Genomic DNA, 13,533 nt, shown 5'->3' with positions numbered 1-13,533 from the left:
AAGGGTAACTTGCGCCTAGGCAACAGCCACTAAACTAAGTAAATGGTCAAGTAGTTGATTACTACTGATACCTTCTGCTTCAGCTTGGTAGGTCATTATTATGCGGTGACGCAATACATTGTGAAAAACCGCTTGTACGTCTTCAGGGCTAACAAAGTCTCTATTATTTAGCCAAGCTCTTGCTCGTGCGCAACGATCTAAGGCAATAGTGGCACGTGGACTAGCACCATATGCAAGCCATTGCTTTAACTTATCGTCATACTTTTCTGGATTACGTGTTGCCATAATCAAGTCAACGATATAATTCTCTACCGCTGGCGCCATGTGAATTTGCATTACTTGTTTGCGAGCAGCGAAAATGTCGTCTTGAGTGATTTCTTTAACCGCTTTTTTTTCCAGTTTTAACGCTTCACCACGGTTAAGTTTTAATATTTCTAACTCGCTGGCTGCATCAGGGTAGTCAATTTCAACATGCATTAAAAAACGATCGAGCTGTGCTTCAGGTAATGGGTAAGTACCTTCTTGTTCAATCGGGTTTTGTGTTGCCATCACTAAAAATAATTCAGGTAATGGGTATGTGTTTCGGCCCACGGTAATTTGGCCTTCAGCCATCGCCTCTAATAACGCAGACTGCACTTTTGCCGGCGCACGGTTTATTTCATCGGCTAGCACTAAGTTACGAAATAATGGTCCAGGTTGAAAAACAAAGGTACCATCTTCAGGGCGGTAGATATCGGTGCCGGTTAAATCTGCCGGTAATAAATCTGGGGTAAACTGAACTCGATGAAAGTCAGCTTCTAAGCCTTGGGCTAATGCGTTAACAGCACGAGTTTTTGCTAAACCCGGAGGACCTTCTACAATAAGATGACCATTAGCTAAAAGCGCAATGAGTAAGTTTTCAACCAGCGCATGCTGTCCGATAATTTGTGAAGATAAATGTTCTTTTAATGAAGAAAAATGTTCAATAGCCATAGTTTATCGTTCTTATTTATTATAAAAATTTAAGTCAGCAAGTCTGACCCACAAGTTGATATAAGGTTCATGTTTTAAAAAACAACCACCATGACAAAATTGTAGGGTTTTTTCTTTAGCTTTTTTAATGCTTTGGTATTAGTTTGGTTAAATTTGTAGCTAATGATTGAATTATTTCTATATATCGTTAGAATTATCATAAATCCAAAGAGGTCTGACCTCTTGAGTGTTGCAACAAGATGGAATTAAAAATGACAAAATCAAAATTAGTAACAGGCAGTGGAGAGCGAATAGCTATAGTCGCTGGTTTACGCACGCCATTCGCAAAACAAGCTACCGCTTTTCATGGTATTCCTGCCGTCGACTTAGGTAAAATTGTTGTTAATGAATTACTACAAAAGCATGACGTTGACCCCAAAATTATCGATCAGTTAGTTTTCGGTCAAGTTGTACAAATGCCAGAAGCGCCAAATATTGCTCGCGAAATTGTTTTAGGCACCGGTATGAATGTTCATACTGATGCTTATAGTGTTTCACGTGCATGCGCTACTAGTTTTCAATCGGCAGTTAATGTTGCCGAGTCAATTATGGCTGGTTTTGTTGATGTTGGTGTCGCTGGTGGCGCTGACTCATCTTCTGTTGCGCCTATCGGTGTGTCGAAAAAATTCGCTCGCACCTTATTAGATTTAAGTAAAGCCCGCTCATTTGGTGCAAAAATGGCGTTGATACGTCAACTTAATTTTAAAGATATATTACCAGTTCCCCCTGCGGTTGCAGAATACTCTACTGGCTTGTCAATGGGGCATACCGCGGAACAAATGGCAAAAACTCATGGTATTACCCGTGAAGCACAAGATGCATTAGCTCATCGTTCACATACTTTAGCCACAAAAAGTTGGCAAGAAGGTAAGTTAGCGGGTGAGGTAATGACTGCGCACAGCGAACCCTATAAGTCGTTTATTGAAAAAGATAATTGTATCCGTGAAAACTCTGAATTAGCCAGTTACGCTAAATTACGTCCAGTTTTTGATCGCAAACACGGTACGGTAACTGCTGCTACCAGTACGCCACTTACCGATGGTGCTTCGGCAATTTTAATGATGCGTGAAGGTAGAGCGAAAGAGCTAGGATATAAGCCATTAGGTTATATTCGCAGTTACGGCTTTGCCGCTATTGATGTATGGGAAGATATGTTAATGGGGCCAAGCTATGCCTCGCCAATAGCTTTACAGCGAGCGGGCATGAATTTAGCTGATTTAGATTTAATTGAAATGCATGAAGCTTTTGCAGCACAAGCACTTGCCAACGTAAAAATGTTTGCTAGTAATAAGTTTGCCCAAACTCATTTAGGTCGCGATAAGGCCATTGGTGAAATAGATATGGACAAGTTTAATGTGATGGGTGGTTCGCTAGCTTATGGTCATCCGTTTGCCGCAACTGGCACGCGCTTGATTGTACAAACATTGAATGAATTAAACCGTCGTGGCGGCGGTGTTGGCTTAACTACGGCTTGTGCAGCAGGTGGTTTAGGTGCGGCTATGATTGTGGAGACAGACTAATGACTGATGCAACAAATACAGAACAACCAGAAAATAATAGTACCTTTAGTTTAGCGCGCCAAGAAAATGGCATTGCCCATTTGATCATGGACGTTAAAGGCGATTCCATGAATACATTAAAAGCGGAATTTGCTGATGAAATTGCTGAAATATTAAAAGAGATACGCGACGATAAAACAATTATCGGCTTAGTATTAACCAGTGGTAAAGCAGATTCTTTTGTCGCTGGCGCTGATGTACATATGTTAGCCAGCTGCACTTCGGCTTCTGAAGCGACTGCTTTGTCTCGCCAAGGGCAAATGATATTTGATCAACTTGAAAATCTATCTATTCCAGTTGTGGCGGCGGTTCATGGTGCTTGTTTAGGCGGTGGATTAGAGCTTGCTATGGCATGTCATGCGATAGTTTGTAGTGACAGTCCTAAAACAGCACTAGGCTTGCCTGAAGTGCAATTAGGTTTATTGCCAGGTGGCGGTGGCACACAAAGATTACCCAAACGTGTTGGTATTCAAAAAGCATTAGATATGATGCTTACCGGTAAACAGTTACGCGCTAAGGAAGCATTAAAGGCAGGCTTGGTAAGTGATGTAGTACCGAATAGTGTTTTGCTTAAAACAGCTGAACAACTTGCACTTTCTGGCAAGGTAAAACCTAAAGCTCGTCAATTATCATTAATGGATAAGCTACTTGAAGGTAATGGTTTAGGCCGCAGTATTTTATTTGGTCAAGCAACGAAAACAGTGTTAAGTAAAACTAAAGGTAATTATCCGGCACCTTTAAAAATAATAGACTGTATTCGTGCTGGTGTTGAGCAAGCGCCTTCAAAAGGTTATCAAGTGGAAGCTGACCATTTTGGTCAGTTAGTTATGTCTGATGTTTCAGCTCAGCTTAGACAACTATTTTTTGCCACAACAGATATGAAAAAAGAGCAGGGTGTTGAAGGTGTTGCCCCTGAAAAAATTAGCAAAACAGCTGTACTTGGTGGCGGCCTAATGGGTGGTGGAATTGCTTTTGTCACCGCTACAAAAGCAAAATTGCCAGTACGTATAAAAGATATTTCACAACAAGGCATTAGTTCCGCTTTGAAGTATGGTTATGATTTGCTGAACAAAAAAGTTAAACGCCGTTTTATGCGTCATAACGAAATGCAAAGTCAATTAGCCCTGATAACGGGTACGACTGAATATTCTGGTTTTTCTAATGTTGATATTGTTGTTGAAGCTGTGTTTGAAGATCTAACATTAAAACAAAATATGGTGGCCGACATTGAAAGCCATTGTAAAGAAAGTACTATTTTCGCCAGTAACACGTCGAGTTTACCAATAGGGCAAATAGCAGAAAAAGCATTACGTCCTGAGAATGTAATAGGTTTACATTACTTCTCGCCCGTTGACAAAATGCCGTTGGCGGAAATAATTGCTCATGAGAAAACCTCTGATCAAACTATCTCAACAACAGTAGCCTTTGCTAAGAAGCAAGGTAAAACACCGATTGTTGTGAAAGATAAAGCTGGCTTTTATGTTAATCGAATTTTAGCGCCATATATGAATGAAGCCGCCATACTATTGCTTGAAGGCTACTCTATTGAAGCACTTGATAAAGCCATGGTTAAATTTGGCTTCCCTGTTGGACCTATGCAGTTATTAGATGAAGTTGGTATTGATGTAGGGTCTAAAATTGGTCCTATCTTACAAGCTGAATTAGGTGATAGGTTTGCACCACCTGCGGCATTTTCAAAATTAATTGATGATGGTCGTTTAGGTAAAAAAGCGAAAAAAGGTTTTTATCAATATAATACCAAAAGTAAGAAAAAATTAGTTGATGAGAGCGTATATACCTTATTAGGACTGCAGGTTAGCAATAAAAATGTTACTGATGCGCAAGCTGAACGTTGTGTTTATATGATGCTTAATGAAGCTGCTCGTTGTTTAGATGAAGGTATTATTCGTAATGCTCGTGACGGTGATATTGGCGCTATTTTCGGCATAGGTTTTCCGCCTTTCCTTGGTGGTCCATTTCAATACATGGATAAAATTGGTGCTGAAACTATAGTGAGTAAACTAACGCAGTGGCAAGCTGAGTTTGGTGAGCGATTTTCTCCTTGTGAGGCTTTGGTGAAAATGGCAGAGCAAGGTGATAGTTTTTATAAATAGCACTATAACAAACGCCACTATTAACGGTATCTATTTGCCGTGATGGTGGCAATAATTGACGAACTAAGAGGCAATTTATTGCCTCTTTTTTTTCAGTTATTATTCAAGGATAGCGGTATGTTGATACAAATAAGTTGTGATATATCTAAGGGAAATACTTTTTGAATAATTACTCTAAACTTGATAAAATGCATCAGTTTAGTAGTTTTTGTCATTGTAAGTATAATGTTTTCGAAGTGAGTAGAGCATGATTTTGTTATTCAGTGTGGCTTTAAGTGTGGTTTTTTCGTTGTTTTTTTATTGTCAGGCCATCTGTAGTGGCTTAGGAATAAAGCGATGGGCAACTGCAGGTTTGATGTTTGGCCCTTTTGTTTGGCCAATGTTCTGTATGAAAAAACGTTTAAAAACATACCAACGCTTTGGTTTTGACTGTTTGTTATTTTCAGCATAATACAAAACTATTTCCTGTTGTTTATAACGTCAACCTTTACTTTATAAGGTACATTATAAACATTTTATAAAGACGCTAACTTCCTTGTAGCGAAGTGTCCAATACTCTTTTTTAACCCACTGCTGAGGTTATTAGAGCTTAATTCCACCAAGTGCTTGCTGGCATCTCTTTAATTTCGATGCTTGCAGCAATAGTGTTTTCAGTCTTTTCAGTAATAAATAATGCTTTAATTAAGTTAATCATAAAGCCCCCTAGATGCTAATTTCGTTACTACTAGTATCGATACGAATGTCGTTACGACGAGTTCCAATACGAATGTCGTTACGACGAGTTCCAATACGAATGTCGTTACGACGAGTTCCGACTTCTTCGATTATAAAAGCTTCATTATTAATTACTGGTGTTGGAGTTGCTGACATAGCAAAAGAAAGAATTAGAGAACTAAGCATGGTATACCCTTTTTTATTAAGTTAAATTCAATAAGGGTAAAGCGAGAATCGTGCCAATGATAAAGTCCTTGATTTACAAGGCTGTTAGCGTGTTTTTTACAGTGGAGTTACAGTGTCAGAAAGCCGACACTTTTATTTAGATTGAATTATTTCCAAACGAAGTCGATTTATTGGTGATTTGAAAGGAAAGTAAGTATTTTTGGAAGTCGCCTACAGGTAGTGGTTTGCTATAAAGGTAACCTTGTAATTGCTCACAGCGTAAGCCTGAAAGAAAACTGAGTTGTTGATTGGTTTCAACACCCTCTGCGACTACTTGCATACCTAAGTTATGCGCGATGGTGACTATAGTCGCGACCATGTTTCGGCCCTGCTCAGAGGTTTCAATATCATCAACAAAGGCTTTGTCTATTTTTAGGGTATTTAGCGGGAATTTTTTCAAGTATGCGAGTGATGAATAACCGGTACCAAAATCATCTAGCGATAAATGGATACCCATCGCACGAATTTGTAGCATGGTATCGATCGCTTTTTGTGGCGAATCCATTACAGTACCTTCAGTTATTTCTAACTCTAAATATTTTGCCGGTAAAGCACTTTCTTTTAAGGCATCGGCAATCATTGCTACTAGGTTAGGTTGTGTGAACTGAACTGCAGAAAGGTTTACCGCTACACGGCCGTCAAACAGTCCAGCATCAACCCACTTTTTGGTAGCAATACAGGCCTTGCGTAAAACGACTTCACCAATATCAATAATTTGCCCAGTCTCTTCTGAGACCGGGATAAATACTACAGGACTAATGATGCCTTTTCTGGGTGTTTCAAAGCGCACTAAGGCTTCCATTCCTGCTATTTTTCCTGTCGCGATCTCGATTTTTGGCTGATAAAAAACCGAAAATAAATCTTCTTTTAAACCGTGTCTGATTAAGCTTTCTATTTGTAGGCGCTTTACCGCGGTTTTATTCATTGAATCGCTGAAAAACTGGTATTTATTACCACCAGTGTTTTTAGCGTGATACATAGCCGTATCGGCATTTTTAAGAAGCTCTTGTGGGCTTTTACCATCTTCAGGGTAGAGTACGATGCCAATACTACTATAAAGCACAATTTCCTGGCTTTTAAGCCTCAGTGGTAGCGCAATAGACTTTAAAACTTGTTTGCCAATTGTGGTGATGGTATGAATATCATTGGTATTTTCAATAATTAAACTAAATTCATCACCGCCTAAACGATAAACGGTATCTTGATTTCTTCCTAAACTATTAATGCGTTCGGCAACTTTACAAAGCAATACATCGCCGACTTCGTGCCCTAAAGAATCATTCACTTTTTTAAAGTTATCTAAATCAAACACCAGCAAAGCATGCGGAATTTTACTGTTAACTAATTTTTGTTGATTAGCTTGAAAATAAGCCCGATTAGGCAAGCCAGTTAAGGTATCGGTATTAGCGAGCTTTCTTAATTCTGCTTCTGTTTGTTTCCGCTTAGTTATATCAGAGAAAACGCCTACAAAGTGCGAGATATTGTTATTTTCGTCACGAATGATATCAATATTTAAATCGGTTAAATAAATATCGCCATTGTCACGGGTATTTTCTATTTCGCCGTGCCAACTACCTTTGGTAATTAAATGTTTTTTAACATTTTGGTTAAAGCTATCGGGGTATTGTTCAAATTTAAGCAAAGTCCCACGCATTTGTAACTTAGTTCTGCCCGTAATGCTTTGAAATGCTTTATTAACATCAACAACAGTAAATTGACGGTCATAAATAACAATCGCGTCTGAAATGTTTTCGATACATTTAGCAAAAAGCTTTAAACGTTCATCTGCACGTTTGATTTGACTAATATCTTTTAAGGTACCTGTCATTCGGCTAGGTTTGTTTTTTTCATCTCGTTCGACAATTTTACCGCGATCGAGCACCCAAATCCATTTTTCGTCTTTATCTTTAACACGATACGTGGCTTCAAAATGTTCGTTGCTGTCGTCAAAATGTTGGTTTAAAGCCTCTCGTACCCGCGGGATATCGTGTTGATGGATGTTGGTTTCATCTTTGCCAACATTACGTCTGCCGTCTTGTGGAAATTCTAAAATTCCCCATATATTTGATCGGAATATTTTTCCACTTTTAATGTTCCAATCCCACATTTCATCACCGCTACCCCAAAGTGATAACTTAAGACGTTCTTCACTTAACTTTATTTGTAAATGATATAAACGCTTATGACGCATCTGTTGCATGATATAGGCAAATATTAACAGTGTAATCAGGCTATAAACTAATAGCGCGCTAGTTGATAACCACCATGGCGGCATTATGGTGATATTGAGCGATTTTATTTTACTTTCTTGATTGTTTTGTAAATCGTAGGCCAGTACTTCAAAAGTATAATCGCCAGAGTTTAAATTAGTGTAAGTTGCTCTTTGATTATTTTTACCAGAATCTATCCATTGATCTTCTAATCCAATTAAACGGTATCGATAGTTTAGCTGGTTCGGTAACTTTGTATTAGGGGTAATAAATTCAATGCTAAATTGGGACTGTGTGTGCTTCAGCGTAAGAGTAGTTAAATGATTAGGGGATTTGTCTAAATAAAACTCTTTATCGGTTATATTAGAGTGCAAAGTGGTCGCAACAGGAACCTCTTTGTTCGCTATGAGTATATTAGAAATAGTGGGAGTAGGTGTCAGTTGTCCAATGCGAGAAATCTCTTGAGGAATGAAGGTATGGAAACCATTTATTCCTCCAAAAAAAATTGTATCAGCAGAAGTTAGTATAGAACTATCGCTAATATACTCATTGTCACTTAATAGCATATCTTTATTGTAAGATTTTACTATTTTATTTTTAGGATCAACTGAGTTAATGCCGATATTCGTTGAAAGCCAACCTTTACCTGTAGAATCAATTACTATGTCCGCAATGAAATTATTACTAAGACCATTTTTTTCGTTGAACAACAAATTAGTATTATTGTTTTTGTTTATTAATGCTAAACCGTTGAGTTGTGAACCTAACCAAATCCATTCATTGGACAATGAAATAGTAGATATTTCCCCAAATACGTTGCTATTCGATAATAAATATAAATTATTTGAAAAATCAAGTTTTGATACATTAAAGGTTAATATTTCACCTCTGCTTGTGGAGAGCCATATTGTGTTGTTATTGTCGTATTTTAAGGTAGTAAATAGGCTACCATTCTCTTGTTCATAAATTTCAAATTGATTGGTTTTAATGTCAAAAGATGCTAATTGCATTTCGTTATCAATAAACCAAATTTTATTTTCTATCAAAAACAATTGACTGTATTTGGTATGAGATAAGTTGAGTCCCCATGCCTTATTCTCAATTAATGTTAAAGTCTTAGTATCAAAGTAATAGAGACTTCCAGGTTTATTAGGACTTTCCGGTTCAGCCTGTAACCAAAAATTATCTTGATCGTCTATCATTAAGTGAGAAATTGCTGTCTTGTTGCCAATTTTTAGATGAACTATTTTTTCATCTGAGTTTGTGTAGCTTAGTTTTCCATTATCTGTTGCAAACCAGATCCTTCCATCTTTAGATTCAGCAAACGCATATACGGCACTAGGTATTTCATCATAACTAAATAAACCATGTCTAATTTTTAACTGTAAACTGTTAAAGGTATTGATGCCACTGCCGTTAGTTCCGATCCAAATATTATCCGCACTGTCTTTAAATAATTTTAATATATAGTTATTTGAAATAGCACTTTTATGCTGCACAGTTTGATAAGCGTCTATATCTCCAGAGAGCAAGTTGATAATATTTAGCCCATTTAGCGTGCCAAGCCAAACCATCGATTCATCTAATAATGCGATAGACCTCACATTATTAGATAATAATTTATCATCTACATTTTCTGAGTCAGAGGAGTAATGCTTTTTAATTTTGTAATCTTGAGAAATAACAAACAAGCCATTATCTGTAGCTAACCAATATTGATTATCAATAGTCTTTAGGTCATAAAGGCTGGTAGCGTTAAGTGATAGATTCCACTTGTTTTCACCAGATAGCGGTACTAAAAATGACAGTGTACTGTTTGCCAAGTATATACCTTTATCATAAGTACCAAGCCAATAATTACCTTTTTCATCTTGAAAAATAGTTTTAATTTCTTTTAAGGCAGTATCAAATCCACGAATTCGTATCCTAGAGAAATTCTTATTTTCGCTGTCGAATTTATGTAGACCTTCTTTAGTTGATACCCAAATGTCATTTTGTTTGTCTTGATAGATATCCCAAATTTCATTGTCTTTCAGGGAGTTACTGTCGTTAGTTTGATTGAGGAAGTTATCAAAGTTATCTAATGATTCGTTATATCGGCTTAGCCCTTTATTTGTACCAACCCAGAGTACATTTTTGCTATCGATAAAAATTTTTCTAATAATGTTATTAGCAATTGATTTATTATCGGTACTGTCGTGACGATAATAAACAAAGTTTTTACCATCGTAACGATTTAAGCCGTCTTGTGTAGCTATCCATATAAAGCCATTGTTATCTTGAGTTATATCGTAAACATAGCTCTGTGATAAACCTTCGGCGATTGAAATACGTTTAAATTTCAATGGATTTTGATTAATGTTGTTTTCTGAAGCTAGCACTTCGCTATAAGGAAATAGCAAAATCAGCATAGCTAAAACAGCAAGCATTGCATGAAATGGGGGAATTAATTTATTTTTGAAAAAAAGCAAAAGCACTAATACAACCTTTTGGTAGTGAACCCATACCTTAATGATTTAACTTATTAGGTATGCCATATTTTTATTGTTTTTTTGGAAGCCACACCCTATTACAAATGATGTGAGGAACTAAGTCAATATTTGGTGTTATTGTGCCAGAATCACGTGGGTAAAGAGCACTAAAAACACAGTTATATGTCTGTATCGGCTAGATTAATATTTTCTTTGACATTTTTTCAATAAAGATTCGATATTGTGATTAATTATCACTTTGTCCGCCATTTTGTCTAACTGCTCGTTGTTTTCGTAACTTAGTAATGACAATCGGTCTTTTACCTTAGCGCCATGGAAGTATTGTTGGATAAACTCAGCTAAATCGTTTACTGATAAACTTTCAATAATTGAAATCAACTTTTGCTTTTCGCTAAATGATGATTCTTTATTACAAATAGCCGCCCAATAACGCTGACTTTTAATTCTTAAGTTTGAGTCTTTTTCCTGTAATTGACTAGCAAGACCAAATTGTAAATGTTGCCAATGTTCAGCAGGTAAATTCGCGATGTAATCATTTGAGCGAGCAATAAAGTCGTCCATAGCCTCTGTTAATGTGACTGAGTCGGTATGTGGCGATTGAATATAAAAAGCAATGCCAGGATAGCGATTAATGGGGATAAAGCCGACACCAACTAAATAACCATATTGTTTTTCTGTGCGCATTTCTTGAAAGAAATTTGGTGACAGTAACTGATTGGTTAACATGGTTAATGCTACTGTTCGTAGGTCTTTATCTGGCATGGGATAATAGAGTACTGCCGCGTGGTCATGCTCTGTTAACTGCATTGGGAGTGTTAACGTTCCAAGCCCTTGAATATCGATACAAGGAGTTTGCACTTGATTATTGTCAGACAACTTACCCGTAAATACTTGCTTGATATTTGAAATGATTTTGTCAGCAGATTGCTTTGACCAATTCCCATGAATTAAGGCATCTACTGAGGTGTTTTCAAATATTTTAGGTACAAAACTTTTAAACTGTTGAAATTCTACCTTTTCAAGGGCGTTAATTAAGGTTTGGCTACTTGGACTTTTCGGTTGCATTGTGGCGCTAAGGTTAGCAAATAGTTGTGATATTGATTTACTATTTTCTGCGTTATGCCAATGACTGAGCAGTTGTTGCTTAAATAATTCGAATTTATTTGGACAAAATTTTCCTTGCATAAGGCTGGCTAACAATAGGGGTAAAAGTTGTTCTTGCTTGGTGCTAATGCCTGATAATTGCAGTGTTAGCCCACTTTGATGAGAATACAAGTGATAGTGAATGCCCGCTAACTCGGCGTCGTAATGTTCTTCAATGACAGCATCGCTATACAAATCAATAAATAACCGGGTCATTGCTATCGTACTTGCACTTTCTATAACTGTTGGAGAGTCTATCGATAGATAGATATAGCCTTTGGGTGTATTAAAGCTAGTGTCATGTTTAAACCAAACATTTAGGCCATTTTGCTGACAAATATTTTCTGGTGGTGTTAGCGGGCTACTACTTTTATCTTCACTTTTTACCAGCTCAGGCCTAGCTACTATATAAGGATTTTTATTGGGTAAAGAGAGTGCTGCGAAAGAAGGTGCTTGCTGCCATTGCTCAATTTGCTGTTGCTCAATATCGTTGACAGAGTAAGGCACTTGATACCATTTACTAGTGTTACTATGGGGCTGTTCAGGCCCATTTTTATCGATAGAAATAATACGCATATTAGAAGCAACCATAAACTCAAGCAAGGTATTTAGTGTTGCTGTATTTTGCCCATCCATAACGTAATCGCCAAAAATGTAATCACGCTCTGGATAATGTTGCATGTTGATAACAAGTTGGCTGACAGAATCCAGAGGCGATAACTTTTCTTGGTAAGAAAATGATAATTCTGCCAGTGCCTTTTTCTCATGATAATACTGTTCATTAAGCGGTGCTTGTTTCAGTAAATCTAGATATGAAAACACGGTACTAACTATCGCTGTTATATTTTTTGCACCTAATTCAGAAAGCGAGATGCTAATATTGAAATCTTTAAAATTAGAACCATTGATACCTGAACCTGCTGTTAAAGCTAGCGCCCATTGTTTACTTTTTAACAATGATAAAATGCTACCAGGGCCTTCATGACCAATTAAGTAGGCCAGAATAGATTCAGGCTTTTGACGATAAAATTTGTCAATACTTGGCATGGCAAAGCTGATAATCAGTTGTTGATCATTTTTAACGGGTTTTACATATATCCATTTTTTTTGATGCTGAGGAAGATAAAGCGGTTGGCTAATTTCAGCCTTAGCAATACCATTAGACTTAACCTTGGAAAAATGGCTATTGGCTAAATTTTCTAATTCAGTGAGAGATTGTGGGCCCTCTAACACCAAGGTCATGAAATTTGCTTGATAATTTTTTTGAAAAAAGTCACATAATTCATCACGCAAATTGTAACCAGTTTTATCTGCTAAGGTTTCACTACTACCTACGGAAAACTTAGCGAAAGGGTGTGCTTGGTTGATTGTTTCTTTATGAACGTCGTATAGGCGTCGAATATCATCTTTAAGTTTGAGTTTGAATTCGGCATCAATATTTTTACGTTCTTTATTAACAAATTCTTCTGACAATAATGGCGCGGTGAAAAATTCGCCAAAGCGCTCTATTGCTGCACTGAAGTGTTGATGACCTATATCAAAGAAGAAACAAGTATGTTCTGTTGCTGTCCATGCGTTATTACTGCCACCATGTTCATTAATAAATTTTTGATATTCGCTGCCATCAGGAAAGTTTTTTGTACCAAGAAATAACATGTGCTCGAGAAAGTGGGCAAGTCCTTGTCGATGTATCGGATCATCGAAGTGACCAACGTTGACGGCTAATGCTGCGGCAGATTTATTTGATTCTGGATTGTGAACCAATAAAGCTCTTAAGCCATTACCTAGCGTAATTGTTTGATATTTTTTAGCGTCATTCGGGCTTTGTTTCACTGTCGCTCCCGCACAATTTTACCTATAGCAGGGTCTTGCTATGGTTTATTGGTTTTATTTTTTATCGTTCTAAATTACCCTAAGGAATAAGGTGAGTCCATTTTATTCTTAACAGATGTTATAAAAAGATAAACAATTCCTTTACTATAGCGATAATTCTTAAAATTTATAGTCTCATCGTTGAAAATATATGCTCTTAGCGAGCGGTGATACAATAAAAACGTGTTGAAAT

7 protein-coding genes are annotated in these 13,533 nt (G+C 37.1%); 3 read left to right on the top strand and 4 right to left on the bottom strand.

Annotated elements, in window-relative coordinates; all coding sequences use genetic code 11:
• Positions 1-15: 15 nt before the first annotated feature.
• Positions 16-972: a MoxR family ATPase gene (locus tag H4J38_RS01130; RefSeq protein WP_182128656.1), complete on the bottom strand. Its 957-nt coding sequence runs from the start codon at positions 970-972 to the stop codon at positions 16-18.
• A 251-nt stretch (positions 973-1,223) separates the two neighbouring features.
• Between H4J38_RS01130 and fadI the strand changes: the two genes are divergently transcribed.
• The 3 genes from fadI (at position 1,224) to H4J38_RS01115 (ending at position 5,135) form a co-directional block, all read left to right on the top strand.
• The gene (gene fadI / locus H4J38_RS01125) at positions 1,224-2,531 is read left to right on the top strand and encodes an acetyl-CoA C-acyltransferase FadI (protein WP_182128654.1); all 1,308 of its coding nucleotides are present in this window, start codon (positions 1,224-1,226) and stop codon (positions 2,529-2,531) included.
• Positions 2,531-4,684, top strand: coding sequence for a fatty acid oxidation complex subunit alpha FadJ (gene fadJ, locus H4J38_RS01120; protein ID WP_182128652.1), 2,154 nt, complete (start codon positions 2,531-2,533; stop codon positions 4,682-4,684). Before fadI ends, fadJ begins: the two co-directional genes overlap by 1 nt.
• Positions 4,685-4,931: 247 nt before the next feature.
• Positions 4,932-5,135, top strand: a complete 204-nt coding sequence (locus tag H4J38_RS01115) for a hypothetical protein (RefSeq protein WP_182128650.1) — start codon at positions 4,932-4,934, stop codon at positions 5,133-5,135.
• Positions 5,136-5,386: 251 nt separating this feature from the next.
• Here H4J38_RS01115 and H4J38_RS01110 read toward each other — a convergent pair whose 3' ends face one another.
• The 3 genes from H4J38_RS01110 to H4J38_RS01100 form a co-directional block, all read right to left on the bottom strand.
• Positions 5,387-5,584 (bottom strand): hypothetical protein, encoded by a 198-nt coding sequence (locus tag H4J38_RS01110; protein WP_182128648.1) that lies wholly within the window; start codon positions 5,582-5,584, stop codon positions 5,387-5,389.
• 136 nt (positions 5,585-5,720) lie between these two features.
• Positions 5,721-10,310, bottom strand: coding sequence for an EAL domain-containing protein (locus H4J38_RS01105; protein ID WP_182128647.1), 4,590 nt, complete (start codon positions 10,308-10,310; stop codon positions 5,721-5,723).
• 195 nt (positions 10,311-10,505) lie between these two features.
• Complete coding sequence (locus H4J38_RS01100; protein ID WP_182128645.1) at positions 10,506-13,301, bottom strand: insulinase family protein; 2,796 nt, start codon at positions 13,299-13,301, stop codon at positions 10,506-10,508.
• Positions 13,302-13,533: the final 232 nt, after the last annotated feature.

Source organism: Colwellia sp. BRX10-3, from assembly GCF_014077505.1.
Taxonomy (GTDB): Bacteria; Pseudomonadota; Gammaproteobacteria; order Enterobacterales; family Alteromonadaceae; genus Cognaticolwellia.
Note: the sequence above shows the minus strand (reverse complement) of the source record. Positions and strands in the feature narration are given on the sequence as shown.